At 68.1% G+C, this 25,359-nt stretch carries 27 protein-coding genes; 13 read left to right on the top strand and 14 right to left on the bottom strand.

Going from position 1 to position 25,359, the window contains the following annotated elements:
* Positions 1–445: 445 nt before the first annotated feature.
* From ACFVVI_RS15180 to ACFVVI_RS15165, 4 genes are all read right to left on the bottom strand, one after another.
* On the bottom strand, positions 446–988 hold the full coding sequence (locus ACFVVI_RS15180) for a MogA/MoaB family molybdenum cofactor biosynthesis protein (RefSeq protein WP_194826720.1): 543 nt from the start codon (positions 986–988) through the stop codon (positions 446–448).
* Complete coding sequence (locus tag ACFVVI_RS15175; protein ID WP_387445798.1) at positions 988–2,493, bottom strand: trypsin-like peptidase domain-containing protein; 1,506 nt, start codon at positions 2,491–2,493, stop codon at positions 988–990. The genes ACFVVI_RS15180 and ACFVVI_RS15175 overlap by 1 nt, the downstream gene beginning before the upstream one ends.
* 93 nt (positions 2,494–2,586) lie before the next feature.
* A complete protein-coding gene (locus ACFVVI_RS15170; RefSeq protein ID WP_378993264.1) occupies positions 2,587–4,041 on the bottom strand; it encodes an ATP-binding protein in 1,455 nt (484 codons plus the stop codon).
* A 9-nt stretch (positions 4,042–4,050) separates the two neighbouring features.
* Complete coding sequence (locus tag ACFVVI_RS15165; RefSeq protein ID WP_358071318.1) at positions 4,051–4,737, bottom strand: response regulator transcription factor; 687 nt, start codon at positions 4,735–4,737, stop codon at positions 4,051–4,053.
* Positions 4,738–5,029: 292 nt separating this feature from the next.
* Here ACFVVI_RS15165 and ACFVVI_RS15160 point away from each other — a divergent pair, with 292 nt between their 5' ends.
* The 6 genes from ACFVVI_RS15160 to ACFVVI_RS15135 all read left to right on the top strand — a co-directional run bounded on the left by ACFVVI_RS15160 (position 5,030) and on the right by ACFVVI_RS15135 (position 10,691).
* Positions 5,030–7,810, top strand: a complete 2,781-nt coding sequence (locus tag ACFVVI_RS15160; protein WP_387445797.1) for an ATP-binding protein — start codon at positions 5,030–5,032, stop codon at positions 7,808–7,810.
* Positions 7,807–8,211: a roadblock/LC7 domain-containing protein gene (locus tag ACFVVI_RS15155; protein WP_056813970.1), complete on the top strand. Its 405-nt coding sequence runs from the start codon at positions 7,807–7,809 to the stop codon at positions 8,209–8,211. Before ACFVVI_RS15160 ends, ACFVVI_RS15155 begins: the two co-directional genes overlap by 4 nt.
* 6 nt (positions 8,212–8,217) lie before the next feature.
* Positions 8,218–8,589: a DUF742 domain-containing protein gene (locus tag ACFVVI_RS15150; protein ID WP_056813973.1), complete on the top strand. Its 372-nt coding sequence runs from the start codon at positions 8,218–8,220 to the stop codon at positions 8,587–8,589.
* Positions 8,590–8,593: 4 nt separating this feature from the next.
* Entirely contained in the window at positions 8,594–9,193 is a 600-nt protein-coding gene (locus ACFVVI_RS15145; protein WP_266295760.1) for an ATP/GTP-binding protein, read from the top strand.
* Positions 9,186–9,962: an MHYT domain-containing protein gene (locus tag ACFVVI_RS15140; protein WP_378993267.1), complete on the top strand. Its 777-nt coding sequence runs from the start codon at positions 9,186–9,188 to the stop codon at positions 9,960–9,962. Before ACFVVI_RS15145 ends, ACFVVI_RS15140 begins: the two co-directional genes overlap by 8 nt.
* Positions 9,963–10,466: 504 nt before the next feature.
* Positions 10,467–10,691: a hypothetical protein gene (locus ACFVVI_RS15135; RefSeq protein WP_336084385.1), complete on the top strand. Its 225-nt coding sequence runs from the start codon at positions 10,467–10,469 to the stop codon at positions 10,689–10,691.
* Positions 10,692–10,767: 76 nt separating this feature from the next.
* On the opposite strand, the gene rpmF is transcribed toward ACFVVI_RS15135, so the two are convergent.
* From rpmF to mrf, 3 genes are read right to left on the bottom strand one after another with little or no spacing between them, the layout of a single operon-like run.
* Positions 10,768–10,941, bottom strand: a complete 174-nt coding sequence (gene rpmF, locus ACFVVI_RS15130) for a 50S ribosomal protein L32 (RefSeq protein WP_378635926.1) — start codon at positions 10,939–10,941, stop codon at positions 10,768–10,770.
* A 3-nt stretch (positions 10,942–10,944) separates the two neighbouring features.
* On the bottom strand, positions 10,945–11,211 hold the full coding sequence (locus ACFVVI_RS15125) for a type B 50S ribosomal protein L31 (protein ID WP_378635925.1): 267 nt from the start codon (positions 11,209–11,211) through the stop codon (positions 10,945–10,947).
* A complete protein-coding gene (gene mrf / locus ACFVVI_RS15120) occupies positions 11,208–12,512 on the bottom strand; it encodes a ribosome hibernation factor-recruiting GTPase MRF (protein WP_387445796.1) in 1,305 nt (434 codons plus the stop codon). Before mrf ends, ACFVVI_RS15125 begins: the two co-directional genes overlap by 4 nt.
* 103 nt (positions 12,513–12,615) lie before the next feature.
* Here mrf and rpmB point away from each other — a divergent pair, with 103 nt between their 5' ends.
* From rpmB to rpsR, 4 genes are read left to right on the top strand one after another with little or no spacing between them, the layout of a single operon-like run.
* Positions 12,616–12,852, top strand: a complete 237-nt coding sequence (gene rpmB / locus ACFVVI_RS15115; protein WP_194826729.1) for a 50S ribosomal protein L28 — start codon at positions 12,616–12,618, stop codon at positions 12,850–12,852.
* A 9-nt stretch (positions 12,853–12,861) separates the two neighbouring features.
* Positions 12,862–13,032 (top strand): 50S ribosomal protein L33, encoded by a 171-nt coding sequence (rpmG, locus tag ACFVVI_RS15110; RefSeq protein WP_378635921.1) that lies wholly within the window; start codon positions 12,862–12,864, stop codon positions 13,030–13,032.
* The gene (gene rpsN, locus ACFVVI_RS15105) at positions 13,032–13,337 is read left to right on the top strand and encodes a 30S ribosomal protein S14 (RefSeq protein WP_378993269.1); all 306 of its coding nucleotides are present in this window, start codon (positions 13,032–13,034) and stop codon (positions 13,335–13,337) included. Before rpmG ends, rpsN begins: the two co-directional genes overlap by 1 nt.
* Positions 13,338–13,373: 36 nt before the next feature.
* Entirely contained in the window at positions 13,374–13,631 is a 258-nt protein-coding gene (gene rpsR / locus ACFVVI_RS15100; RefSeq protein ID WP_067449582.1) for a 30S ribosomal protein S18, read from the top strand.
* Positions 13,632–13,690: 59 nt separating this feature from the next.
* Here the strand turns inward: rpsR and ACFVVI_RS15095 are convergent, their stop codons facing one another.
* The gene (locus ACFVVI_RS15095) at positions 13,691–14,248 is read right to left on the bottom strand and encodes a LysM peptidoglycan-binding domain-containing protein (RefSeq protein WP_387445795.1); all 558 of its coding nucleotides are present in this window, start codon (positions 14,246–14,248) and stop codon (positions 13,691–13,693) included.
* A gap of 170 nt (positions 14,249–14,418) precedes the next feature.
* Between ACFVVI_RS15095 and ACFVVI_RS15090 the strand changes: the two genes are divergently transcribed.
* Positions 14,419–14,862: a hypothetical protein gene (locus ACFVVI_RS15090; protein WP_387445794.1), complete on the top strand. Its 444-nt coding sequence runs from the start codon at positions 14,419–14,421 to the stop codon at positions 14,860–14,862.
* 54 nt (positions 14,863–14,916) lie between these two features.
* Here ACFVVI_RS15090 and purH read toward each other — a convergent pair whose 3' ends face one another.
* From purH to sucC, 6 genes are all read right to left on the bottom strand, one after another.
* Positions 14,917–16,482 (bottom strand): bifunctional phosphoribosylaminoimidazolecarboxamide formyltransferase/IMP cyclohydrolase, encoded by a 1,566-nt coding sequence (gene purH, locus ACFVVI_RS15085; protein ID WP_378993273.1) that lies wholly within the window; start codon positions 16,480–16,482, stop codon positions 14,917–14,919.
* Positions 16,475–17,155 (bottom strand): phosphoribosylglycinamide formyltransferase, encoded by a 681-nt coding sequence (gene purN, locus ACFVVI_RS15080; protein WP_378636340.1) that lies wholly within the window; start codon positions 17,153–17,155, stop codon positions 16,475–16,477. Before purN ends, purH begins: the two co-directional genes overlap by 8 nt.
* A 36-nt stretch (positions 17,156–17,191) precedes the next feature.
* Positions 17,192–18,706 carry a DUF6350 family protein gene (locus tag ACFVVI_RS15075; protein ID WP_378993274.1) on the bottom strand — a complete coding sequence of 505 codons (1,515 nt, stop codon included), beginning with the start codon at positions 18,704–18,706 and terminating at the stop codon, positions 17,192–17,194.
* 114 nt (positions 18,707–18,820) lie between these two features.
* Positions 18,821–19,855, bottom strand: coding sequence for a DUF5336 domain-containing protein (locus ACFVVI_RS15070; RefSeq protein ID WP_378993276.1), 1,035 nt, complete (start codon positions 19,853–19,855; stop codon positions 18,821–18,823).
* Between the two features lie 204 nt (positions 19,856–20,059).
* Positions 20,060–20,977 carry a succinate--CoA ligase subunit alpha gene (sucD, locus tag ACFVVI_RS15065; RefSeq protein WP_378635903.1) on the bottom strand — a complete coding sequence of 306 codons (918 nt, stop codon included), beginning with the start codon at positions 20,975–20,977 and terminating at the stop codon, positions 20,060–20,062.
* 12 nt (positions 20,978–20,989) lie between these two features.
* Complete coding sequence (gene sucC / locus ACFVVI_RS15060; protein ID WP_358109230.1) at positions 20,990–22,159, bottom strand: ADP-forming succinate--CoA ligase subunit beta; 1,170 nt, start codon at positions 22,157–22,159, stop codon at positions 20,990–20,992.
* A 517-nt stretch (positions 22,160–22,676) separates the two neighbouring features.
* Here sucC and ACFVVI_RS15055 point away from each other — a divergent pair.
* A complete protein-coding gene (locus ACFVVI_RS15055) occupies positions 22,677–23,717 on the top strand; it encodes a M23 family metallopeptidase (RefSeq protein ID WP_378993280.1) in 1,041 nt (346 codons plus the stop codon).
* A 226-nt stretch (positions 23,718–23,943) separates the two neighbouring features.
* Positions 23,944–25,323 (top strand): DUF1731 domain-containing protein, encoded by a 1,380-nt coding sequence (locus tag ACFVVI_RS15050; protein WP_387445793.1) that lies wholly within the window; start codon positions 23,944–23,946, stop codon positions 25,321–25,323.
* The last annotated feature ends 36 nt before the right edge of the window (positions 25,324–25,359 follow it).

Genomic DNA, 25,359 nt, shown 5'->3' with positions numbered 1-25,359 from the left:
ACACATTCTTACATCGCCACATGCCTTGACGTGCATTGATGCAGTCGCGAAGGCTCCTGTCATGACACCTTGACAGGAGATGGCCCCGGGTAACGATCTGGGTCGTCGAACGACAAAAGACCACGCTTTCGCGTGGTCTCGAGTATTTGTCCGCAGTGTGCGTTCATGCCGTAATCGGCAATTCCAAGGCGGCTTATTACGTAGCGGCTACGTAGATAACGGGCTGATCACCCGTGGTGCGGTGGAACTTGCGACCGTAACCAATCGTCGGTACCGGAGCCCCGTGATCGCTCGCCGCGTTCGTCGCCGGTGGTCTCCGGGAGAACATCGCCGAAGATTCTCGCCAGTCGCGCCGCCTCGGCCGCTTTCCGTCGCAGCTCCTCCGCCGCAGCCTGTTTCCGGCCCCGATCATCGGGGCCGGAAACCGCGTCGTGCGGGTCGGATGTCATTCGTCCAGACCGGACAGTTCGCCGATCACCTTGCTGGCCAGCGGGCCGAGGGTGGCCATGCCGTCGCGGACCGACGCGCGCGTGCCGGGCAGGTTCACCACCAGGGTGCTGCCGGAGATGCCTGCCACGCCGCGGGACAGACCGGCGTCGAGCGAGCCCGCCACCCGGCCGGACGCGCGCAATGCCTCGGTGATGCCGGGCAGTTCACGGTCGAGCACCTGGGTGGTGGCTTCGGGGGTGATGTCGCGCGGCGACATGCCGGTGCCGCCGACCGAGATCACCAGGTCGACGCCGCCGATCACCGCGGTGTTGAGCGCGTTGCGGATCTCGACCTCCTCGGCTTGCACCGTCACCGAGGCGTCGACGAGGAACCCGGCCTCGTTGAGCAATTCGGTGACGAGCGGGCCGAGCGAATCCACGCCGCCATGAGCCGTCCGATCGTCGACGACAACAACCAGTGCGCGCCCTGCCACGGGAGCATCGATGTCCATGGTCATCACCGTAGCGCCTACGCACGACAGGTTTGCGTTCGAACGCATCATCGGCCGCCTTCCGCCGCCGCGGCGGTGAGCGTGACCTCGACGGTCTTGGAGTTACCGCCCTGTTCGTCGGTGTAAGTCACCTTCACCTTGTCTCCTGGCTGGTGTGAGCGGACGGCGGCGATCAGCGCGTCGCCGGAGTCGATGGGGCGGTCGTCGAGGCGGGTGATGACGGCTCCCGCGGGGATGCCTGCCTTGGCGGCAGGGCCGTCGGGAGTGGCCTCGAGTACGCGTGCGGCGGTGTCCTGCGGGCGCAGTTTGATGCCGATCTGGGCGTAGGTGGCATGGCCGGTCTTGATCAGTTCGTCGGCGACCCGGCGCGCCTGATCCACCGGGATCGCGAAGCCGAGGCCGATCGAACCGCTCTGGGTGCCGCCCGCCGCCTCGCCGCCGAGGCTGGCGATGGCGGTGTTGATGCCGATCAGCTTGCCCTGTCCGTCGACCAGCGCGCCGCCGGAGTTGCCCGGGTTGATCGCCGCGTCGGTCTGGATCGCGTCGATCACCGGGTTCACCTGACTCGGCGTGCCCTCGCCGCTGGTCGAGACCGGGCGGTTGAGAGCCGAGACGATGCCGGTGGTGACCGTGCCCGCGAGGCCCAGCGGCGAGCCGATCGCGATCACCGGCTGACCCACGGCCAGACCGTCGGAGGTGCCGAGTTCGATCGGCGTGAGCCCGGTCTTGCCGCTGACCTTGATGACAGCCAGGTCGGAGACCGGATCCGCGCCGATCATCGTGGCGGGCGCGGTGCTGCCGTCGCTGAACACCACCTCCATCTTCGCCGAGGCACCCGCGCCCGCGGCGACGTGATTGTTGGTGAGGATCAAACCGTCCGTGGACAGCACCACCCCGGAACCCTCGCCGGACGCACGGTTACCCGCGACCTTGATCATCACGACACTGGGCAACACCCGCTGCGCCACCGCCTGGGTGGACCCGGCGGGCGCGTTGGCGACGTTGTTGACCGCGGGCTTCGGCGCCTCGAGCGCATTGGTCACCGGCGCGGAACCCGAGTCGGTGGCGAGCACTCCGACGACACCACCGACACCACCGCTGACCAGAGCCAGCGCCGTCGCACCGGCGATCAGGCCGAGCCGCAGCGGCTTTCGTTGCGGAGCCGGCGCGGGACCGAATGCCTGGGGCTGCGCACCGTGCGACGGCTGGCCCCCCTGCGACGACGGGCCACCGAACGCCATGGGGGCGGTGTGCGGCGCGGGATTCCCGAAGGGCGCATGGCCGCTGTGGGCCTGCTGTCCGCCGTAGGGTGCCTGCCCGCCGAAGGGTGCAGGCTCGCCGAAGGGTGCAGGCTCGCCATGGGGCTGGTCGCTGTAGCGCGGCTGGTCGCCGAAGGGAGCCGGTCCGGCATGCTCGCCGTAGCGCGGCTGGTCGCCGAAGCCCGGCGCCTGCCCCTGGTGCCCGGCCGGTAGCCCCGACTCGGTGGGATGGCCCGTGTCGCCCGGCCCGGTAGCGGCGGGCCGGTCAGCGGGGTGCTGGGGATCGTCGGTCATGGTGTCTGTCTCCTCACGCTTGCTGACCAGCTTCCTGACGGCTACTGAGAGGCGCCTGAGATCGGACTATCAGTTCGCCGTGACTGACGGCGATCACCCGGCGTCGGACTCGTCGAGAACGATCGGCGCCTCCCCCGGCAACACGATGCGTACCAGCGCGCCGCCCCGATCGGAGGTGTCGACCGCGATGGTGCCGCCGTGTTTGGTCACCACCTGCTTGACGATGGCCAGCCCGAGTCCGGAACCGGGCATCGAGCGCGAGGCGGTCGTGCGGTAGAAGCGTTCGAAGACCAGTTCGCGTTCGCCGGTGGGGATGCCGGGGCCCGCGTCGCCGACGGCCAGTTCGAGCAGTCCGGGGCCGGCCGGGCGCATGGTGATCCGCACGACCGCGTCGGGCGGACTCCACTTGGCCGCGTTGTCGAGGACGTTGAGGACGGCCCGTTCCAGCCCCGCCTCGTGCCCGTAGACGAACCAGGGCGCCAGATCGGCCACGAAGGTGATCCCCACCCGTCTGCGGCGCGCACGTTCGAGCGCACGCTCGGCCACCTCGCCGAGATCCACCCGCTCGTACACGGTTTCGGGGGCATCCTCACGGGCCAGGTCGACCAGGTCGCCGACCAGCGTCGACAGCTCACCGATCTGGGCGACCACATCGGCGCGCAATTCGGCCATGTCCTCGTCGGGCAGCCGGGGCGCGCCCGGCCTGCCCGAGGCGATGAGCAGCTCCATATTGGTGCGCAGCGAGGTGAGCGGCGTCCGCAGTTCGTGGCCCGCGTCGGCGACGAGCCGACGCTGACGATCGCGTGATTCGGTCAGCGCCCGCAGCATCGTGTTGAAACTCTCGGTGAGTCTGGCCAATTCGTCGTCACCGGTCACCGGGATCGGCGTCAGGTCGTCGGTGCGGGCGACGCGCTCGGTGGCCGCGGTGAGCCGGGCGATCGGGCGCAGACCGGTGCGACCCACCGCGGTTCCGGCGGCGGCGGCGAGCACGACGCCGCACGCGCCGACCACGAACAGCAGCCATGCCAGCTGATCGAGCACCTCGCGGGTGCGGTAGAGCTTCTGCGAGATGATCAGCGTCGCGCCGCTGTGCGTACGCGCGGCGAGTACCCGCTGGTCACCGACGGTGCGCAGCGAGGAATTGATCTTGCCGTCGGCCACCGCGAGCTCCTGGGCGCCGACCGGTGGAATTGTCTGCTGGGGTGGCATATACGGCTTGTGACCGGCATAGATCAGCGCGACGCCGACATCGTTGGAGAACAGCCCGGCCAGCACGATCGACTGGAAACCGGCGGTCTCGAAATTGTTGTTGATCATCGTCGCCGCGCGGGCCTCGAGCTGGGCGTCGACGTCGGCGTAGAGCGCGCGCGCCACCATCGCGTAGGCGGCGATCGAGGTGACCGCGACCGCGATCAGCACCACCGACGCGGCCAGCAGGGTCACCCGCCAGCGCAGGGACACCGAGCGGGTGAGCGGGGTAGGCGGACGCATCTCGCTCGCGTCCAGCGGCCTGCCGAGAACGGCGACCGCGGGTTCCTTGTGTGCCATCTCGCCCGCCTACGGAGGGGTCTCGCGCAGCACGTAGCCGACGCCACGCACGGTGTGGATCAGTCGTTCCTCGCCGTCGGCCTCGGTCTTGCGGCGCAAATAGCCGATATAGACCTCCAGCGCGTTACCGGAGGTCGGAAAGTCGTAGCCCCAGACCTCTTCGAGGATTCGTCCGCGAGTGAGCACTCGGCGCGGATTGGCCATCAACATCTCGAGCAACGAGAACTCGGTACGCGTCAGACTGATCGCGCGTTCGCCGCGCGAAACCTCGCGGGTGACCGGATCCAGCGACAAGTCAGCGAACACCATCGCCTCCGACGCTTCACCGGGATCGGGCGTTCGACGACGCAGCAACGCCCGTAAACGCGCCAGCAATTCCTCCAACGCGAAAGGTTTCGGCAAATAATCGTCGGCGCCCGCGTCGAGGCCGGCCACTCGTTCGGACACCGAATCGCGCGCGGTCAAAACGAGAATCGGCAGATCGTCGCCCGTACTGCGCAGCCTTCGGCACACTTCGAGGCCGTCCAGGCGCGGCATCATGACGTCGAGAACCAGCGCATCGGGCCTGGCCGCGGTCACTTTCTCGAGTGCGTCCAGACCGTCGACAGCGAGGTCGACGGTGTAGCCGTTGAAGCTCAGTGACCGGCGCAGTGATTCCCGCACCGCGCGATCGTCGTCGACTACCAGAATGCGCATGTGCTGTAGTTTGCCGTGACCGACTGAGAACGTACTGAGAGGCCTCGGCGCGCCGAACGTCGTGTTCTCGCCGGAGGTATGTTGTAGGTCTTGACAAACCCGAACGAATCGTCGTTGTGTCAGCGCATATTCGGCGAATTACAGACCGTGTGGCCCGGATTGCCGATGCCCACTCGGCACGGTATCTTTCCTGCGGTAAAAGAAGACCTCCAGTTGGTTCTGCGCTCGCATCGCTCCGCGACCTCCCCGCGCGGGCCGGGGTCACACGTGGAAGCAGAGGCAACGCACGCGGATGGAACCTGCATCGCGCTCCTGGCAATTCAGCCTGTCCAACTGGTCGGTTACGCGCAAGGTCGGTGTGGTGCTGGTGCTGCCGGTGATGCTCGCGACCACCTTCGCCGTGCTGCGGATCAACAACGAACTGCAGACGATGACGCAGCTGGGCGCGGCCACCGAACAGGCCACCGTCATCCGTCCCGTCGTCAAATTCGCCACCGCCACCGAACAACTCGCCGTCGCCGCGACGGCCAACTGGGGTGCGATCGCCGACCCTCAGACCGACGCCGCGCTCACCACCTACGACCAGGCGCTCGCCGAGGTGCAGAGCGCGCTGCGCTCGGCCCGCATCGACCCTGTCGTCGCCAGTGAACTCACCGCGGCCACCACCACCGGCGCCACCCTGCGCAATACCGTGCGCGGCGGGTCCCCGGCGATGGTCGGCGAGCAGACCGACGAGATCGGCGAACGGATCGGAAAGGCGCTGTCCAAGACCCCGCAGGTCCAGGACTTCGTCGTGCAGCGCTACTTCCTCCAGCTGGCCGCGCTGCACCAGGCCCGCCGGGTGCTCACCCGCGAGCGCACGCTGGTCGTCTCGCCCGAATCCGGTCGCAGCCAGAGCGCGCGAGCGAAGATGCTCGTCGAGCTCGGCTCCGAATCGAACATGATCAAGACCTACGCGATGGTCTTGCCCGACCAGGCGGGCAGCATGGCCGCGCTGCTCGACGCGGTGCAGACCCGGATCAGTGTGTTCAGCCAGAACAGCGGTGATCCGACCACCAACGCGGCGGTGCTCAACACGCTCCAGGTGAGCGCCGACACCTACGCCTCCACGATCTCCGCGCTGCTCGACAACATCGACCACACTCTCGACAGCAACACCGCGACGGCACAGACCGGCGCCCTGCGCGAGACCACCCTGGTGCTCGGCATGCTGCTGGCGGGCCTGGCGCTCGCGCTGGCCGTGGCCCGCACCCTGGTGGTGCCGGTGCGCAGGCTGCGCCGCGACGCGCTCGAGGTCGCGCATGTGAAGCTGCCCGACGAGCTGGCCGTGGTCCGCAGCGGCGGCGCGACGCCGGAGATCATGCCGGTGGGTGTGCACTCCACCGACGAGATCGGTCAGCTGGCCCGTGCCGTCGACGAGATCCACGAGCAGGCGCTGAATCTGGCGGGCGATCAGGCCCGCCTGCGCCTGCAGATCGGCAACATGTTCGAGACGCTGTCGCGGCGCAGCCAGTCGCTGGTGGAGCAGCAGCTCGCGCTCATCGAGGAACTCGAGCACGACGAGGACAACCCCTCGCGCCTGCAGACGCTGTTCCGCCTCGACCACCTCGCCACCCGCATGCGCCGCAACGGCGACAACCTGCTGGTGCTCGCGGGCACCGTGCTGCGCCGCGGTCATCTGCCGCCGGTGCCGCTGTCGGACATGCTGTGGAGCGCGGTCTCGCAGGTGGAGGACTACCAGCGGGTCGAGATCGGCAATGTGCCCGACGGCGTCGTGGCCGGTGAGTCCGCGGTCGATATCGAGCACCTGCTCGCCGAGCTCATCGACAACGCCCTGCGCTACTCCCCGCCGAGTACATCGGTGGCGGTCATCGTCGGCCGGGCGGTCGACAGCGGCTATCTGATCGAGATCACCGACCGCGGCCTCGGCATGTCGGCCGAGGATCTGCAGACGACCAACGACCGGCTCGCCTCCGGTGGTGAGGTGACCATCGAAACCGCCCGTCGCATGGGTCTTTTCGTGGTCGGCAGGCTCGCCAAGCGGCACACCATCACGGTCAGCCTGCGCCGTACCAGCGGTGCGGCCCCGCAGCCCGGCATCACGGCCAGCGTGCATCTGCCCAGTGCGCTCGTCGCGCCGTCGCCGCCCATGTCGTCGGGTCCGGCCACCGGGCCGAATCCGATCGTCCCCGCCGGGATCGGCCCGTACGCGCTGACTCCGGCCGACATCACCGGCCCGAATCCGATCATGCCGACCGGACCGCGCCCCTTGGTCTCGCTCGACGCCGTGACCGATCTCGACCTGCCCGCCTCACCGCTTCCCGCGCTGCCGACGTTCGCGGATCCGAATCCGCTCGTCCCGACCAACGGCGCGAGCACGCCCAAGAACCCACTCACCAGTGTCGGTCTCCCGCAACGTGTTCCGGCCGCGGTACCGGCGCCCCCGCCGGAACCGGCCATCGTCGAACCCGACGAGGACGCGGCACCGGCGGGCATGTGGGCCGAGCACGATCACGACACCGACGATCTTCCGGTGACCACCGATCCGGCGGCACCCGCTCCCGATTCGTCGCCGTTCGGCCTGCCGCAGCGCATCCCCTCGAACGCGCTGGCCGAGCTCGCCGCGTCGTCCGCACCGGCCGCGCCCCAGGAGCCGCAACCCGCGCCGCGTCCCCTCGACGTCGACCCGATGCCGACGACGAGCACCCGTTTACAGCCGGTCTCCGGCCCGGCGCCGACCCCGATCTACCAGCGGATGGTCTCGGAGTGGCTCGTCGAACCCGCCTCGGCCCCCACCGAATCCGGCAACGGCAACGGCGCGTCGTGGAGCGCCCCCGGCGACGCGGGCTGGTCGGCCGCCGCCGAGGCGGACCACCCACCTACGTCCTCGCGAACGAGCGGCGGGCTGCCGATCCGCAAGCCGGGCGCTCAGCTCGTCCCCGGTGGGCTCACCCCCGCGGAGGAAGCGGGCGCTCGCGACCCCGAGGAGATCCGCAACAACCTGACCAGACATCTCAGCGGCGTCCGCAGCGGCCGTGCCGAGATCCAGTACAACGACGGAGGCCTCGAATGAGCAACGCGCACCCCACAGACGAGAATCTGAACTGGTTGGTCGCCCGCTTCACCCGCGACGTACCCGGCGTCTCACACGCGGTGCTCGTCTCGGCCGACGGACTGCTCCAGGCGACCAGTCCGCATCTACCCGCCGACCGCGCCGAGCAATTGGCCGCGGTCACCGCCGGTCTGGCCAGCCTGTCGATGGGTGCCGCGCACCTGTTCGACGGCGGCAAGGTGATGCAGTCGATCGTGGAGATGCAGCGGGGCTATCTGCTGGTGATGAGCGTCGGAAACGGTTCGCACCTGGCCGTTCTCGCCAACAAGAGCCACGACATCGGCCGCATCGGCTACGAGATGGCGTTGCTCGTCGACCGGGTGGGCTCGGCGGTTACCGCCACCGCCCGCTCCGCCGGCTGAGGTGAGATGTCGAGCCCTTACGGATCCGATCACCGGCCGACTACCCGGGTCAGGCCCTATGCCCTGACCTCCGGCCGCACCGAGCCCGCGATCGCGCTGCCTTTGGAGGCGGTCGTCGAGACGGTATCTTATACAGCGCACAACGACTGGTCCGCAGGCGATTTGCGGATCGAAATCGTGCGTCTTGCCACACATCGGCTTTCTGTCGTCGAGATTGCCGCATACCTTGGTCGCCCACTGGGTATGGTCCGGGTGATGATCGGTGATCTCGTAGTGGGCGGGATTCTTCGAGTGCATTCGACGCTGACCGAACAGGCGAGCTACGACGAACGCCGATCACTGATGGAGAGGACTTTGCGTGGACTCCGTGGCCTCTGATGGCATGCGCCCGCCGGCACAAGAACAACGGGTCGCGTCGACCAAGATCGTCGTAGCGGGCGGATTCGGCGCCGGTAAAACGACTTTCGTCGGTGCGGTGTCGGAGATCGTGCCGCTGCGCACCGAGGCGATGGTGACCCATTTCTCCGACGGCATCGACGATCTCGCCGAGACGCCGGAAAAAGAAACCACCACCGTGGCCATGGACTTCGGGCGCATCGTGCTGCCCGGCAACCTGGTGCTCTATCTGTTCGGCACCCCGGGCCAGAAGCGCTTCTGGTTCATGTGGGACGACCTGATCCGGGGCGCCATCGGCGCGGTGGTGCTGATCGACACCCGCAGGCTGGAAGACAGTTTCGCCGCCGTCGACTTCTTCGAGGCGCGTGGACTGCCGTTCCTGATCGCGGTGAACCGCTTCCCCAACGCTCCCCGCTTCCCCATCGCCGAACTGCGCGAAGCGCTCTCGGTGCGCGAGGGCATCCCGATCGTCGACATCGACGCGCGCAATGCCGTCGAGGTCCGTCAGGCACTGGCGGCGGTGACCGAATACGCCATCGCCCAGCTCGAGCCGCAGCAGTTCGAAGGAGCGGGCAGGCGTGCCTGATCTGCTCGCCGCGACCGGTGCCGAGACATTCGCGCACGGCACCGGGATCGCGTGGCTCGCGTTGGACCTGTCGGCGCTCGGCGCGCTGGTGGCGTTCGCCTGTATCCGGCATGCGAAGTACTCGATCCGGTTCCGGCTGATCTGGCTCACGATGGCCGCGGTCTCGCTCGGCGGGGTCGGGCTGTGGCTGGCGAATTCCGTCGCGCTGCTGGCGATGCGGGTGAACGACAGCACGATGCGCTACAACGTCGCGCTCGGTGCGGCGGCACTGGCCATCGCGGTGGTCGGCGTCCTGGCCGGATTGCTGATCAGTGGCCGGACCCCCCAGGTGCCGCGGCTGATCATCGGTGGGCTGACGATGGGATTGAGCATCGGACTGTCGACCTATCTGACCCTCGACGCGCTCGCCGTGCAGGGCACCGTCGACGAGTCACTCGGCCTCATCGGGGTGTCGGTGCTGGTGTCGATGGCGCTGTGCACCGCGACCCTGTGGGTATCGCAGGTGGTCCGGCGGGTGCCGATGCGGGTGCTGGTGTCGGTGCTGTTCGCGCTCGGCGTCGCGGCGGTGTATTACACGGCCATCGCCGCGCTGAGCTTCTCGATCGATCCGGGTATCCGGACACCGGCCGGGATGCCACTGTTCGACCTGGTGTTCCCGATGTTCGTGATCGGTGCGCTCGGCCTGACCGTGCCGATCACCGCGGTGCTGGTGGCGCCGGATCGACGCGATGTCGCGGTCCCGGTGCGTCAGCCCGTTCCGGCCCGTTGACCGCAACCAGCTAACGTCCGGTTTGTCGGAATATTTCCGGTCTTCCGCCCCGCTGATCCGAGCTCTCGCAACCTGCGGCGAACTGCCGCGAAAACCGCCTCTGAAGTGGCGATGAGCGGGTTCCCCATACTCGGGGAACCCGCCCTCCCGCACGAGAGTACATACCTGCGAGGGACTCCGCATCAGTGGTTCGGGAATTTTCTTGTGGCGAAAAACAAACCGAGAGTTGGTAATTCGACCGTCAGCAAATACTCCGCAAGCCCTTGCGCGCGTTCATGCCAAGTGGCATGCATCACACGGTTAACGGGGCGGTTGCCCCACACCCTCCCCTAGGGCCCTGAACAGGCAGAACAGCACCGCAGTAAGTCCCCTGGACAGATGGCAGGGCAGAACGAACCGCCGAGCCCCCGGAAGCCCACCACCTGGTGCGCCAACCGAGTTATGGTCGCTGATGGGCGCATCCGTCTCGCCCGGCACATCCAAGGTTCGTTCGAAGGAGTTCGCATGGCCGTCAACGTGGTGCTCGACAAAGTCCTCGACAAGGAATTCGAGAACAAGACGCTCGCCGAAATTCTCGCCGCGCCCCCGTCGGCGCTGGCCGGCCTCACCGAGGCGCACGACAAGCAACTGCTCGAGGCGCTGAAGATCAAGACCATCGCCGACCTGGGCAACAACAAGTTCTTCCAGCTCGCCGCGACCCTCGTAGCGCTGGCCGAACGAGAAGGATGACGCGGGCCGCAAACCCAGGGCGGTAGAGACAGGCAACGGCCTGCCGGGCGGTTCCGGCAGGCCGTTGTCGTCGGCGTCAGAGCCGGGCGGGGTCGATCATGCCCTTGCGGACGGCGTTGACGATGCGGCGTGGTACTCGGTACTCGACACCGCCCACTGTCACCGGGACCAGCTGCGGGACTTCCGCTTTCCACTGCGCGCGTCTGCTTCGGGTGTTCGAGCGCGACATTCTGCGCTTGGGGACCGCCATGATTCAGCCTTCCTTGCCTGCGCGCGAGCGCTTTCCGTACTTGCGCTCGAACTTCTCGACCCGGCCCTGGGTGTCGAGGTTGCGGGCGGTGCCCGTCCAGAACGGGTGCGAATCCGAGGTCACGTCGACCAGCATGAGCGGGTAGGTGTTCCCGTCGGCCCATTCGATCGTGCGGTCGCTGTTCGCGGTCGACCTGGTCAGGAACTGCTTGCCGGTGCTCGCGTCCTCGAACACGACGGGGTGGTAGTCGGGGTGGATGCCCGCTTTCATGCCGTTTCTCCTCTCGGGTTTGTGCGCTCGCTCGCCGAGGCCGTTGCCTCGGTGGGATCGGCGCAGGGATCTTGATGCCAGTCGCCGAAGGGGTCCTCCCACAACGCGACTCGTTCCGGCGCCCGGTCGACGAGCAGCAGTTCGTCGTCCTCGACCAGCGCCCAGTGCAGGGCGTGCCGGATCTCGGCGGGGTCCGCGTCGTGAGCCAGGATCACCAGCGACACATCGCGATCGCCGAATCGCTCGTCCCAGCCCAGCGCGCCCATCGCCCGCCGATCCGGGTCGGCGCCGGCCTGTTCCTCGGCGCTCATCGTGGCCAGCCAGCGACCGGCGCCGCCGACCCGCAGCCCGCCACCGGCCGACTCGAGCCAGACCACGTGGTCGGGCTGGGTCGCCAGCCAGATCCGGCCGCGGGCGGTGACCACGCCGTCGAGGAGTACGTCGAGGGCTTCGTGCAGCCGCTCGGGATGAAACGGCCTGCGCGCGGCGAATTCGACGATCGAGACGCCGCAGTCGGTGCTCAGCGGCGGCTGTCCCCGCAGCAGCGGTGCGTGCGCGTCGAAGATCCGGCCCCGGCGTGAGTCCGCGGGCACGCGGGTCAGCAGCGCACCGATCTCGATGGCGTCGAAGCCGGACAGGTCGGGTAGCCAGGCGACCGGCGCCGCGGGTGCGAGGCGGGCGAGCACGGCTGCCAGCCGCTCGTGATCGAGCGCGTCGGCGCCCGCGGTGAGTACCACCAGCGCGTCGGCGAAGTCGACCTGGCCGACAGCCACCTGCGCGACCGTGCGCTCGTCGTCGGCCGAGGCGAGCCCGCGATCGGCCAGCACCTCGTCACCGGTGGCATCGGCGAGCCACTGCTGCCCGTCCAGGCAGGTCAGCACGGCTTCGATCCGTACGCTGCGGCCCGCGGGCCCGTCGACACGATCGGCCACCCCGCTGACCTCGACATGCTCGATCGCGTGGCACAGCGCCTCCGCCTCGATGCCGGGATCCAGCGCGAGCACGATCCGCTCGACGTGATCGCGGGTGGCGAGCGTGCACAGCATCGGCAGCAGATCGGCGCGCAGCGTGCACGACACGCACCCGTGCGCCAGTTCGAGCACCGTGGTGCTCACGTTGCCCGCGGTCCGCACCGTGCGCCGCACCACTCCCTCACGTAGCTCGGCGAGGTCGTGATGCACCACCACGGTGCCCGCGTCCTCGCTCAGCGTCGCCGCGATGTGCTCGACGCCGCCCATGGCGGGTCCGGAGAAGCCGGCCAGCAGCACCACGGGCGTTCTCCGGTCTGACTGGTCCAGCACCCGATACCCCTTTCGACAATGATTTTCATTTACCTCACGGCGACTGTACAGTGCGGAATAATCGTTGTCGAAAATGGTTGTCATAACCATGGAAGGAGGTCGCATGTCGGCCCACTGCCAGGTCACCGGTCGCAAGCCCGGCTTCGGAAAAGCCGTCTCCCACTCGCACCGGCGCACCAACCGACGCTGGAACCCCAACATCCAGCACAAGACCTACTACCTGCCCAGCGAGGGCCGCCGCATCACGCTGACGGTCTCCACCAAGGGCATCAAGACCATCGACCGCGACGGGATCGAGGCCGTGGTGGCCCGCATCCGCGCTCGTGGGGACAAGATCTAGGAGCTGAACATGGCCTCGAAAGCGACCGATATCCGGCCGATCGTCAAGCTGAAGTCCACCGCGGACACCGGCTTCACCTACGTCACCCGCAAGAACCGCCGCAACGACCCCGACCGGCTGGTTCTGCGCAAGTACGACCCCGTCGTGCGCCGCCACGTCGACTTCCGGGAAGAGCGCTGATGGCGAAGAAATCCAAGATCGCCCGCAACGAGCAGCGGCGCGAGATCGTCGAACGGTTCGCGGCCCGGCGCGCCGAGCTGAAGGAGATCATCCGCAAGCCGAGCACCGGCGAGGCCGAACGCTCGGCCGCCCAGGCCGAACTGCGCAACCAGCCACGCAATGCCAGTCCGGTACGATTGCGCAATCGGGACGCTGCTGACGGCCGCCCACGCGGCTATCTCCGCAAGTTCGGCCTCTCCCGTGTTCGTGTGCGCGAGATGGCCCATCGGGGTGAGCTTCCCGGGGTCCACAAATCGAGCTGGTAGAGACTCCCCAAACTGATTCGTGAGAAGGAATATCCCATGGCAGTGAAGCGAGCACCGTCCAAGAAGGCACGCGCCGACCAGGGGCGTAAGCCGAAGAAGAATCCGCTGATCGCCGCGGGCATCGAGTACGTCGACTACAAAGACGTCAACCTGCTGCGGACCTTCATCTCCGATCGCGGCAAGATCCGCAGCCGCCGCGTCACCGGCCTGACCCCGCAGCAGCAGCGTCAGGTCGCCGTCGCGGTGAAGAACGCGCGCGAGATGGCGTTGCTGCCGTTCACCACCACCAAGTAGCGCCGTGAACACGAGAATGGCCCCGAAGCTGTTGCCTCGGGGCCACTTTCGTCTGCGCCTTACGGGATGGTCAGTACCTGACCGGCGTTGATCAGATCCGGATTGTCGATACCGGAGGCCGCGGCGATCTCCTGGTAGCGGTTGCCGTCACCGTAGAAGCGCTCCGAGATCGCCCACAGGGTGTCGCCCGACTCGACCGTGTAGGTCTGCGCGGCCGGCGGCGGCGGGACCTCCTCGGCGATCGGGGCCGCCGCGACCGGCTCCGGCGCGGGCAGCGGGTTGTCGGTATTGGTGGCGGTGGCCCACGCGACCGAGCCGTCGGTGCCGTAGAGCACCACGTTGCGGTCGGGCTGCACGACCAGCTTCTCGACGTTCTTGCCGCTGGTGTCGGTCGCCCAGATACGCGCGCCGCCACCGCCGTAGACGACGAAGTCGCCGTCGTGCTGCAGGGCCGCGCGCTGCGCGTCCTGCCCGTGCGTCATGGCGGCCCAGACGACATTGCCGTCGGGCTCGGTCAGCACCAGGTTGCCATCCGGCTGCAGAGCCAGGGTGTACGCACCGCCGGTCAGGGACTGCCCCAGTCCCAGTTCTTCGCCTACGCGCAGCGTGTCGGCCACGTTGTTCCTTTCGAAGATCGCCAATTGCTTCAGCCCAACAGAAGATGCCGGCCGATTGCCGCAGAGCCGCATCGAAGCCGAATGTAGTCGCCGCGGCCGGGAAATGGAGGAGTTATGCGCAGGGTTCGCGGAAAGTTCACGGCCGGGCCGGGCCGTCTAGGGTCGACACCATGAGAACGATGTCGCGCTACACCGCCGCCGCGGCAGCCGTGGCCGTGCTGATCGCACCGCTCACCGCCTGCGGATCCTCGGATGATGCTGCGCCCCAACCGAATACATCGACAACAGACACTCGGACCGAAGACCCGAACCCCGGCATCGGGCAGCCCTTCACCGCGGATCCCACCCTTGTCAATCCGCACCCGATCCCGTTCACGTCCTGGAACCGGCTGAGCGAGAACAAGATCAGCGTCAACTTCCAGACCGGCAACCCCGAGTGCTACGCCGTGGACGCCTCCGTCACCGAAACCGCCGAGGTGGTCACCGTATCCCTGCGCTCCGGGACCCGAGCGGACTCCGTGAACAAGATGTGCACCATGAACGCCGTCTTCGGCACCTTGGAAATCCCCTTGAGTTCCCCGCTGGGCAGCCGCAAGGTAGTCGACGCCGGATAGCCGAAACGGGTGCCGCACCGAGGATTCGGTGCGGCACCCGTTTCGGGTTCGGACTCAGTGAGCGAAGTGACGTGCGCCTGTCAGGTACAGGGTGACGCCGGCTTCCTTGCAGAGTTCGATGGTGTCCTTGTCGCGGATCGAACCGCCGGGCTGCACGATCGCGCGAACACCCGCGGCCACCAGGATCTCCGGCCCGTCCGAGAACGGGAAGAAGGCGTCGGAGGCGGCGACGGAACCCTTCGCACGCTCACCCGCGCGCTCGACGGCGAGCTTGCAGGAATCGACACGGTTGACCTGGCCCATGCCGACGCCGACCGCGGCGCCGTCCTCGGCGAGCAGGATCGCGTTCGACTTCACCGAACGGCATGCGCGCCAGGCGAATTCGAGGTCGGCCAGGGTCGTCACGTCGGCCGGGTCGCCCGCGGCGAGAGTCCAGTTGACCGGATCATCGCCCTCGGCATCGAGAACGTCGCGGTCCTGCAGCAGCGCACCGCCGCTGATCGGGCGCAGCTCCACGCCCTTGCGCTGCGGCGCGTCGGCCACCAGCACGCGCACGTTCTTCTTGCGCTGCAACACTTCCACCGCACCGGGCGCGTACCCGGGGGCGATGATCACCTCGGTGAAGATCTCGGCGACCTGCTCGGCCATCTCGACGCTCACCTCACGGTTGGCCGCGATCACGCCACCGTAGGCACTCACCGGGTCGGTGGCATGCGCCTTGCGGTGCGCCTCGGCGATATCGCCCGCCACGGCGATGCCACACGGGTTGGCGTGCTTGATCACCGCGACCGCGGGCTCGTCGAAGTCGAACGCGGCCCGCCAGGCGGCGTCACCGTCGGTGTAGTTGTTGTACGACATCTCCTTGCCGTGCAACTGCTTCGCCTGCGCGATCCCGACCGTGCCGTCGTTGCTGGTGTACAGCGCGGCGGCCTGGTGCGGGTTCTCGCCGTAGCGCAGCACCGCGGCGCGCTCCCACGAACCGGCGACCCAGCCGGGGAACTGCTCGGTCTCCTCGGCGACGGCGGGCACGGCGACCGAGCCCATCCAGCTCGCGACGGCCACGTCGTAGCTCGCGGTGTGCTGGAAGGCCTTGGCGGCCAGCGCGGTCCGCTCGGCGAGGGTGAACCCGCCGGACTTCACCGCGGCGAGCACGTCGTCGTAGTCGGTGACGTCGACGACCACACCCACCGACGGGTGATTCTTCGCCGCGGCACGCACCATCGACGGCCCGCCGATGTCGATCTGCTCCACGCACTCGTCGACGCTCGCGCCACTGGCCACGGTCTGGGTGAACGGGTACAGGTTCACCACCACCAGCTGGAACGCCTCGACACCCAGTTCCACGAGCTGCTCGACATGCTCGGCACGACGGGTGTCGGCCAGGATGCCCGCGTGCACGCGCGGATGCAGCGTCTTGACCCGGCCGTCGAGGGTCTCCGGGAACCCGGTCAGATCCTCGACCTTGGTGACCGGAATCCCGGCCTCGGCGATCTTGCCCGCGGTAGACCCCGTCGACACCAGCTCCACACCGGCCGCGTGCAGCCCGGTGGCGAGCTCGACGAGCCCGGTCTTGTCGTAGACGCTCACCAGCGCCCTCTGGATCGCCTTACGTTCACTCACCGGCGTGCTCGCTCACTGGTATTTCTGCCTTTCGTCCGTCGGAGACAATGCCTCGCGTCGCGACGGCGGCGATGACCTCCGCCAGTAACCGTCGCTCGACAACCTTGATGCGCTCCTGCAGCGTGTCCTCGTCGTCGCCGGGCATCACGGCGACCGCTTCCTGCGCGAGGACCGGGCCGGTGTCCACGCCCGCGTCGACCAGGTGCACGGTGCAGCCGGTGACCTTGACGCCGTAGGCGAGCGCGTCACGCACCCCGTGCGCGCCCGGGAACGACGGCAGCAGCGCGGGATGGGTGTTGATGAGCCGGCCGCCGAAACGTTCCATGAACGCGGGGCCGAGGATTTTCATGAAGCCGGCCAGGACCACCAGATCGGGCTTGTGCGCGTCGACGGCCTCGGTAAGGGCGACGTTCCAGGCGTCCCGGTCGGAATAGTCTTTGAGCCCCACCTTGAAGTGCGGCACACCGGCGGCCTCGGCGTGCGCGGTGGCCGGGCAGTCGCGGTCGACACCGACGGCCACGATCTGCGCCGGGTAGCCGGGCTCGCGTGCGGCGGCCAGCAGTGCGTTGAGCAGCGAGCCGGTGCCCGAGGCCAGAACGACGACGGTGGCCGGTGTTCTGGCGGGCTTCCACGGGGCAAACGAGGACGTCAGCGCTCTACTCCTGCGTGTGATCGGGCGGCGGCGATGGCGACAGGCGCCGGGTCGAGCTTAGCGACCGGGGGTCTTGTCCTCGTCCGGCAGGTCCGACTCGACCACTTCGACGTCGACGATGTCGTCGGCGGGCTCGTCGGTCGAGCCGGGCGCGGCGATGCTCACTTCGAGGTCGTCGTCGAAGTCCTCGACAAGTTCGCCGTCGACTTCGACTGCGGGATCGTCGTATTCGACAGCATCGGCGTACTCGTCGGGATCGTCGTCCTCGTCGTCGTACTCGTCCTCGTCGTAGTAGTCGTAGTCCTCGTAGTCGTCTGCGTCGTCGTAGTCGTCGTACACCTCGGCCGGCGCGGTCGGTGCCAGGAAGCGGCGGGCGAACACCATGCCGACGAAGCCGCCGAAACCGAACCAGGTGACCATCAGCACGACCAGCATCAGCAGATCGACGCCCACCCACCCGACGGCGCCGAGCTGACCGCTGCCGAGGATCGCGAGCATCAGGAACGTCAGCGTGGACAGCGCGGCGCAGGTGAGCGTCGCCCACGGCGCGCCGGGCCGGTCATCGCTGGTGCGGCCGAGTTCGATCCCGCCGAGCACGCCGACGGCGAGCGGGACCAGCAGCAGCGCCGCCCACCACGGGGACGCGGGGCCTTCCGGCACGGGGATCAGCGCGGGCAGCACCGGCATGTGCCCGCCGGTCACGCCGAACAGCCCGACCGAGCCCGCTCCGAACAGCACCGCGGCGCCGCTGAGGATCCCCGCCGCGCCGATCACCACATTCGGCAGATAGAGCAGGGAAAGCAAGGTCATACCCAGCACGTCGGTGACGTTGTGGGCCTGCTGGAAGGCACCGTCGAGCCGGGACAGATGCACGAAGAAGGAGATCACGGTGGCCAGCACGGCGCAGCCGAGCATGCGCAACACGGTGCGACGCGCCGCGCGGGCGCCGAGGACCGCCCATTCCGGGATCTCGATCGGCACCAGCGCGCACAGCGAACTCCACGCCCGGCCGGCGATCCCGGCGGCGGCCGCGAACAGATACAGCACGAACACCCAGCCGAACGCCGCGATCGGACCCGAGGATTCGAGCGGGGTGACACCCGCGGCATCGCCGGTGACGGCGAGGCAGACGGCTGTCATCAGCAGCGGTCCGGCCAGCACGGCACCGGTCAACCAGCCCAGCTCGACGGGAGTGGGGCGGTTCGGAACGGCCCGCGCGCATTCGCGGGCGGCCAGCCAGACCAGCACGGCCGTCGGCGCCAGCGGCAGCAGGCCGAGGGTCGTCCTGCCGACCGTGAGCGGAACCTGGTGGGCGGCAAGCCACGTCGCGGCGACCGCGGCGGGCGCACTGGTGAGATCGGTGCCGGTGGTGAGCATGACCACGAGGACGAGCAGCACCGTCGCCGCCAAGGCGGTGATCGTCGGCCTCGCCGCGACCAGCAGCAGGGTTCGCGCCCGCTCGGGCGAGAGCGACCACCAGCCGGGCTCCTGCCCGGGCGGTGATGCGGCGACTGTCTCCCCGGTGCCGCGTGACCCGGAGGTCCGGCGCACGAGGGCGTTACGGGAGCTCATGACAATTCAGCGTGGCAGCTTCCCCGGCGGCCGCGGGTCAGGCGCGCCGCGAGCCCACAGGCGTACCTGTGGGCTCGCGATCGAACCTGAACCACCGTGCGGCAGCCGTCGGTTTTACTTGTTGTCGTCGTTCGGACGGAACGCGGTGGTCGCATCGGCCGCCGGGTCGGCGGTCTGCTCGCCACCGAACGGCTGCGGCTGACCGGGCGACGACGGCTGCGCGCCACCGTAGGTCGGCGCACCGAACGGCTGGCCCTGCTGCTGCCCACCGAACGTCTGCGTCGCGCTCTCGTCGGGACGCGGCTGTGCCTGCGGCGCCGCACCATACGGCGAGGGCTGCTGCTGCGCCTGCGGGGCACCGTACTGCTGGCCGTACGGCGACTGCTGTGCCGGCTGACCGTAGGACTGCTGGCCCGGCTGGCCGTAGGCCGGCTGCTGCGCCTGCGGCACCGACGGCTGGCTCTGCTGGCCGTACGGCGACGGCGACTGCGTCGGGTACTGCCCACCGGTCTGGGCCTGGCCGTAACCGGTCTGCCCGTAGGGCTGCTGGCCGGTGCTCTGGCCGTAGCCCTGCTGGCCGTAACCCTGCTGGGCGTACTGGCCGTACTGGTTCTGCTGCTGTTGCGGCTGGGCCGGTTTCGGCGCCGGCACCTTGATGATGCCGAGCCCGAACAGCAATGCCAGCACCAGCAGCACGGCGACGATGAACGAGAACGCGGCCACCGCGAACGCGCCCCACTGCAGTTCCATGCCCTCGCCCACGCTGATCAGCGAGACCACGACGCCGAGGAACGAGGCCACGGCCAGCGCCGCGGCGACGCCGAGAACGTTCTGCTTGGGTAGCAACGACAGCCCGGCCAGCAAGGCGGCGGCCAGGATCAGCGTCGCGAGGGCGCCGCTGCTCGACTCGAACATGCTGCCGGTGGTGGTCTCACGCAGCGCGGTGAAGCCGACATACGGCGCGAAGCCGAGGAGGAAGGTGACGACGCCGAGTCCGGCGGCGGCCGCGGTCAGGATGAACGGCAGTCCTTTGCCATCCGAACCGGTCGCGGTCGATGGCGAAGCCGCGGCGGCTCCGGTACTCGGGCCCTGAGGCGCGGCGGGTGTCGCGGGTGTGTTGTACCCGGAGCCCCCGGTCGGGTATGACATGTCTCGTCGTCTCCTTGTCGAGTCGTGCGCATCGGTCGCGTCGAACTGACTGGTGCCTGATCCGATACCTGACGCTACTGCACGCCACGGCCCCGGTCATCACCTACCGATGCAGGCTGTGGATAAACCACCGCCTGTGGATGAATCGACGAAGGCCGCCCAGGTTAAACCTGAAGGCGGCCTTCGACAGTGTGAGATTTCAGATCACGCAGAAGCGATGGACGCCTTCTCCAGGATCTCGCGAGCGAGCGCGGCGGTGGCGGACGGCGTCTTACCGACCTTCACGCCTGCGGCCTCGAGCGCTTCCTGCTTGGCCTGCGCGGTGCCGCCACCACTGGAGACGATGGCGCCTGCGTGGCCCATGGTCTTACCCTCGGGCGCGGTGAAACCGGCGACGTAGCCGACGACCGGCTTGGTCACGTTGGCCTTGATGTACGCGGCAGCGCGTTCCTCGGCGTCGCCACCGATCTCGCCGATCATGACGATGATCTTGGTCTCGGGGTCCTTCTCGAACGCCTCGATGGCGTCGATGTGGGTGGTGCCGATGACCGGGTCGCCGCCGATGCCGATCGCGGTCGAGAAACCGAAATCACGCAGCTCGTACATCATCTGGTAGGTCAGGGTGCCCGACTTCGACACCAGGCCGATCGGGCCCTTGCCGGTGATGTTGTTCGGGGTGATGCCGACCAGCGCCTCGCCGGGAGTGATGATGCCGGGGCAGTTCGGGCCGATGATGCGGGTCTTCTCGCCCTTTTCGACGTTGTAGGCCCACGCGAAGGCGGAGTCCTGCACCGGGATGCCCTCGGTGATGACCACGAGCAGCGGGATCTCCGCGTCGATGGCCTCGATGATGGCGTCCTTGGAGAAGGCGGGCGGCACGAACGCGATGGAGGTGTCGGCGCCGGTCTTCTCGATCGCCTCGGCGACGGAGGCGAACACGGGCAGCTCGATCTCGTTGCCGTCTTTGTCGGTGTGCTTGACCGTGGTGCCGGCCTTGCGCGCGTTCACGCCGCCGACGACGTTGGTGCCCGCCTTCAGCATCAGCGCGGTGTGCTTGGTGCCCTCGCCGCCGGTGATGCCCTGGACGATGACCTTGTTGTCCTTGTTCAGGAAGATGGACATGTTCGCTGTTCCTTACTTGGCGCTGAAGGCGAGTTCGGCGGCCTTGTCGGCGCCCTCGTCCATGGTCTGGGCCAGCGTCACCAGCGGGTGGTTGGCCTCGGCGAGGATGCGGCGACCCTCTACGACGTTGTTGCCGTCCAGACGAACGACCAGCGGCTTGGTGGCCGCGTCACCGAGCACCTCGAGGGCGCCCACGATGCCGTTGGCGACCGCGTCACAGGCGGTGATACCACCGAAGACGTTGACGAACACGCTCTTGACCTGCGCGTCGCCCAGGATGACGTCCAGGCCCGCGGCCATCACGGAAGCCGAAGCGCCGCCGCCGATGTCGAGGAAGTTGGCCGGCTTCACGCCGCCGTGGTTCTCACCGGCGTACGCGACGACGTCCAGGGTGGACATGACCAGACCGGCGCCGTTGCCGATGATGCCGACCTCACCGTCGAGCTTGACGTAGTTGAGGTCGTTTTCCTTGGCCTTGAGCTCGAGCGGGTCGGTCGCGTCGACGTCGGCGAACTCGAGGTGGTCGGGATGCCGGTACTCGGCGTTCTCGTCCAGGGTGACCTTGCCGTCGAGGGCGAGGATCTCGTCGTTGGGAGTGCGCACCAGCGGGTTGACCTCGACCAGGGTGGTGTCCTCGTTGACGAAGACCTCCCACAGCTTCTGGATGGTCACGGCCGCGGCGTCGAGCACGTCGGCGGGCAGGTGGCCCTTCTCCGCGATCTCACGGGCGAAGGCCAGGTCGACACCCTTGACGGCGTCGACGGCGATCTTGGCCAGGCGCTCGGGAGTCTTCTCCGCGACCTCTTCGATCTCCATGCCGCCCTCGACCGAACACATGGCCAGGTAGGTGCGGTTGGAGCGGTCGAGCAGGAAGGAGATGTAGTACTCCTCCGCGATGTCCTTGGCCTCGGCGACCAGGAGCTTCTTGACGATGTGGCCCTTGATGTCGAGGCCGAGGATGTTCTGCGCGTGCGTGAACGCGTCTTCCGGGGTGGCCGCGTACTTGACGCCGCCAGCCTTGCCGCGGCCGCCCACCTTGACCTGCGCCTTGACCATCACGGGCTTGCCGATTTCCTCGGCAATGGCGCGTGCTTCTTCGGCCGTGTCGCAAACACGACCCTCGGACGAAGGCACTCCGTGCTTAACGAAGAGCTCCTTCGCCTGATATTCGAAGAGATCCATGTACTCACCGTCTCGTCTGCGTTGCTATGACAACGTCTTTGTTGGCGGCCCGACGTCGGTAGCGGGTCGGATCGGACTGTAGCTAGTCACGGGGAGGGGTAAACGACCACGTTCATAGTAAGTGGCGCAGGTCACGACCCATAACGGGAGCCCCGGAAAACCGCTGGCCAAGGCTACTGGCGAGTAGTTTTTGGATGTTTCACAACGCCTTGGCAGGTCGGGCCGCCTAAAACCGGAACCCCCCGGCATCTACTACGTTATGTCGTCGACAGACCTCACCCGAGATGCCGGAAAACGGTGAGATATTCCATGGCGTTACGGTGACGAATGTCACACACGCGTGTAGGTTTTCAACCAGCGCTTGCCACTCTGCAATCGCTTCGTTACCGTCAATGCGGTCGAAGTCACAACCAGGTCACGACAACCAGGTCACGACTGGCAAGTCAGGACTGAGGAGGACGACAAGCTTGAGGTACTTCAGTACTCGCTTGGAACAGCTGGCGAATCGGCACGGCCGATGAACCACCGCTCCACCCTTCCAGTCGAAAATCGCACCAACTCCGGCCACCGTTACCGGTACGCCGACGAATACACGTCGCATCCGCAGGCCCGCCGGGCTCCCGCCGCCGCATGGCCGCAGACCGACGACGCGTGGCGCGACCAGAACTCGTGGTCCGACGACGCGGCATGGACGCCCGCCGAGGACGAATGGACCGCGGACGAGTCCTATGACACCGGCACGTACGGCACCGACTGGGCGCCCGCGGCCGAAGAGACCACCGCGGAAGAATCCCCCGCGCCGCGCCGCGCCGAACGGCGTGGTGGCGCACACCGCGTCCCCGCACCGCCCGCCGCGCTGAAGGGCCGCGCCGCGGTCATCGCCGTCGCCGCCGGTGCGGTTGTCGCCGCAGGTCAGGCGGCCATGGCCGATCCGGGCCAGCCCGCGCACGGTATCGATTACGAGGCAGCGGGTCAGGTCCACGAGATCGCCGCCCAGTCCATGAGCACGGCCGACGTCGGCGACCCGGGCACCGGCGCGGCACCCCAGGTACTCGACGCCACCACCATCGCCGACAAGAACCACTTCGACGACATCCTGGCCAAGGGCGCCAAGTTCGCCGAAGACCTCGCCGCCCAGGAATCCGCCAAGCTGCGGCCCCTGTTCACCAAGTTCGCCGCGGGCAACTACACCTCCGGTTTCGGCGCCCGCTGGGGCGTCCAGCACCTCGGCATCGACGTCGCGGGACCGATCGGCACCCCGATCTACGCGGTCGCCGACGGCACCATCATCGAAGCGGGCCCGGCGTCCGGTTTCGGCATGTGGGTCCGCGTCCTGCACGACGACGGCACCGTCACCATCTACGGCCACATCGACACCGCCACCGTCTCGCAGGGCGAGCGCGTGATGGCGGGCGACCAGATCGCCACGATGGGTAACCGCGGCTTCTCCACCGGCCCGCACTGCCACTTCGAGGTCTGGCTCAACGGCACCGACAAGATCGATCCTGTCCCGTGGCTGGCCACCCGCGGCATCAGCCTCGGCGCCCAGCGCGATTAGTGATCACCGGCAAGAACAGGTCCGCCTTCCCATGAATTCAGGCCGGACCTCAGTACTGGTCGGCTTGCTGTGACTGCCGTCGGGATGCCGACGCGTGGTCGGTGAAAAAGACCGATCATCTTTTGTTCGCCCGGCTGTTGCGTAATCGAGGCAGCTTGTGGACGGTCTTGTTGCGTGACCAGCGGCACGCTTCCCCTGAGCAGGTGGCGGGGTTAGCGTTTCGGCTATGGCTGGTACGACGAAGTACACGCAGTTCATCGGGCTCGCACCGGAATTGGTGTGGGGGGTGCTCGGGGATCTCGAGCAGTGGCCGGAGTGGAACCCCGGGGTGCGGTCGGTGCGGATGCACGGGCCGGTTGCCGTCGGCGCCACCGGCGACTATCTCCCCGATGGCAAGGTCTCCGCGCGGATTCACGGGCGGTTCGCGGAACCGTTCACTGTCACCGTGTTCGAACCGAATCGTGAGCTCGGCATCGAGCAGCCCGAACCCGCGGGCACCATGCACCTCACCTGGCGGTTGACTCCGCGCGACGGCGGCACCGAGATCACCCAGGAACTGCGGTTCACCGGCCCTTCCGCCGCCGCGGCGCGCACCATAGTCCGTCCGTTCATCGAAACCGATGCGCGCGTGAACTTCTCGCGGCTGGCCCGGCTGGCCGGACTGGCTCCCGTCGACGACGCGCTGAATGTCGTCATCGCCGGTGGCACCGGCGCGCTCGGTCTCCAGATCGCCGCCGATCTGACCTGCCGCGGACAACGTGTCACCCTGCTGACCCGCCGCCGCAACCCGGATCTGCCGTTCCGCCAGACCGAGTGGGACGGCCGCTCGGTCGGCTCCTGGTCCGCCGAACTGCGCGAACCAGGGCGCCTCGCGGTGATCAACCTCGCCGGGAAACTGGTCGACTGCAGGCCGACCGAACGCAATGTCGCCGAATTACGCTCCAGCCGAGTCGATTCCACCACTGCTCTCGTCGCCGCGGCCCGCCTGCGCGACACCCCCGTCGACTACTGGGTCCAGGCGAGCACTACGGCCATCTGGTCCGACGCGGGCGAAACCCGGTGCACCGAAACAACTCCTCTGCCCGTCGGCCTCCCGCAGATGACCGGCGTCGCCCAGCCATGGGAGGAGGCGTTCGACCCCGCTCGCGCCGACCACTGGACGATCCTGCGCACCTCCATCGTCCTCGACCCCGACGCCCCCGCCCTCAAACGCCTGGGCCAGCTCACCAAGGCAGGTCTCGGCGGTCGCGTAGGCCCCGGCGATCAATGGTTCAGCTGGATCCACATCGAGGACTGGCTGGCCATCGTCCGCGCTTCCCTCGGCCTCGACCCCTCCGTCACCCTCCCCGACGGCATCCTCGTGGCCGCCACCGAATTCCCGGTCCGCAACACCGAACTCATGGCCACCCTCCGCCGAATCCTGCACCGCCCCCCATCACCCCCCACGCCGAAGGCAGTGCTCACCGTCGGCGCCGTCTTCCTCCGCACCGACCCAGCACTCGGCCTCACCGGCCGCCACGCCACCTCCGAAGTCCTCCACAAGGCCGGCTTCGACTTCCGCTACCCCACCCTCGACGAGGCCCTGACAGACCTGTTGCCCCACTGACCCGACCCCCGCCCACGCTCCGCATGCCGGGAGCGT

Origin of the sequence: Nocardia sp. NPDC058114 (genome assembly GCF_042884695.1) — a bacterium.
GTDB lineage: Bacteria > Actinomycetota > Actinomycetes > Mycobacteriales > Mycobacteriaceae > Nocardia.
This window is presented reverse-complemented; position numbering and strand designations above follow the sequence as displayed.

What these genes read in the sequence shown, in the direction of transcription:
- ACFVVI_RS15160 (WP_387445797.1), top strand. Translation starts at nt 5,030, where the DNA reads ATGGAACCTGCATCGCGCTCCTGGCAATTCAGCCTGTCCAACTGGTCG.
- sucD (WP_378635903.1), bottom strand. Translation starts at nt 20,977, where the DNA reads ATGTCCATCTTCCTGAACAAGGACAACAAGGTCATCGTCCAGGGCATC.
- ACFVVI_RS15145 (WP_266295760.1), top strand. Translation starts at nt 8,594, where the DNA reads ATGCGCCCGCCGGCACAAGAACAACGGGTCGCGTCGACCAAGATCGTC.
- ACFVVI_RS15125 (WP_378635925.1), bottom strand. Translation starts at nt 11,211, where the DNA reads ATGAAAGCGGGCATCCACCCCGACTACCACCCCGTCGTGTTCGAGGAC.
- rpsN (WP_378993269.1), top strand. Translation starts at nt 13,032, where the DNA reads ATGGCGAAGAAATCCAAGATCGCCCGCAACGAGCAGCGGCGCGAGATC.
- ACFVVI_RS15135 (WP_336084385.1), top strand. Translation starts at nt 10,467, where the DNA reads ATGGCCGTCAACGTGGTGCTCGACAAAGTCCTCGACAAGGAATTCGAG.
- ACFVVI_RS15055 (WP_378993280.1), top strand. Translation starts at nt 22,677, where the DNA reads ATGAACCACCGCTCCACCCTTCCAGTCGAAAATCGCACCAACTCCGGC.
- rpmB (WP_194826729.1), top strand. Translation starts at nt 12,616, where the DNA reads ATGTCGGCCCACTGCCAGGTCACCGGTCGCAAGCCCGGCTTCGGAAAA.
- ACFVVI_RS15050 (WP_387445793.1), top strand. Translation starts at nt 23,944, where the DNA reads ATGGCTGGTACGACGAAGTACACGCAGTTCATCGGGCTCGCACCGGAA.
- rpmF (WP_378635926.1), bottom strand. Translation starts at nt 10,941, where the DNA reads ATGGCGGTCCCCAAGCGCAGAATGTCGCGCTCGAACACCCGAAGCAGA.
- rpmG (WP_378635921.1), top strand. Translation starts at nt 12,862, where the DNA reads ATGGCCTCGAAAGCGACCGATATCCGGCCGATCGTCAAGCTGAAGTCC.
- sucC (WP_358109230.1), bottom strand. Translation starts at nt 22,159, where the DNA reads ATGGATCTCTTCGAATATCAGGCGAAGGAGCTCTTCGTTAAGCACGGA.
- ACFVVI_RS15175 (WP_387445798.1), bottom strand. Translation starts at nt 2,493, where the DNA reads ATGACCGACGATCCCCAGCACCCCGCTGACCGGCCCGCCGCTACCGGG.
- ACFVVI_RS15155 (WP_056813970.1), top strand. Translation starts at nt 7,807, where the DNA reads ATGAGCAACGCGCACCCCACAGACGAGAATCTGAACTGGTTGGTCGCC.
- ACFVVI_RS15075 (WP_378993274.1), bottom strand. Translation starts at nt 18,706, where the DNA reads ATGAGCTCCCGTAACGCCCTCGTGCGCCGGACCTCCGGGTCACGCGGC.
- ACFVVI_RS15165 (WP_358071318.1), bottom strand. Translation starts at nt 4,737, where the DNA reads ATGCGCATTCTGGTAGTCGACGACGATCGCGCGGTGCGGGAATCACTG.
- ACFVVI_RS15180 (WP_194826720.1), bottom strand. Translation starts at nt 988, where the DNA reads ATGCGTTCGAACGCAAACCTGTCGTGCGTAGGCGCTACGGTGATGACC.
- ACFVVI_RS15070 (WP_378993276.1), bottom strand. Translation starts at nt 19,855, where the DNA reads ATGTCATACCCGACCGGGGGCTCCGGGTACAACACACCCGCGACACCC.
- ACFVVI_RS15170 (WP_378993264.1), bottom strand. Translation starts at nt 4,041, where the DNA reads ATGGCACACAAGGAACCCGCGGTCGCCGTTCTCGGCAGGCCGCTGGAC.
- rpsR (WP_067449582.1), top strand. Translation starts at nt 13,374, where the DNA reads ATGGCAGTGAAGCGAGCACCGTCCAAGAAGGCACGCGCCGACCAGGGG.
- ACFVVI_RS15150 (WP_056813973.1), top strand. Translation starts at nt 8,218, where the DNA reads ATGTCGAGCCCTTACGGATCCGATCACCGGCCGACTACCCGGGTCAGG.
- ACFVVI_RS15090 (WP_387445794.1), top strand. Translation starts at nt 14,419, where the DNA reads ATGAGAACGATGTCGCGCTACACCGCCGCCGCGGCAGCCGTGGCCGTG.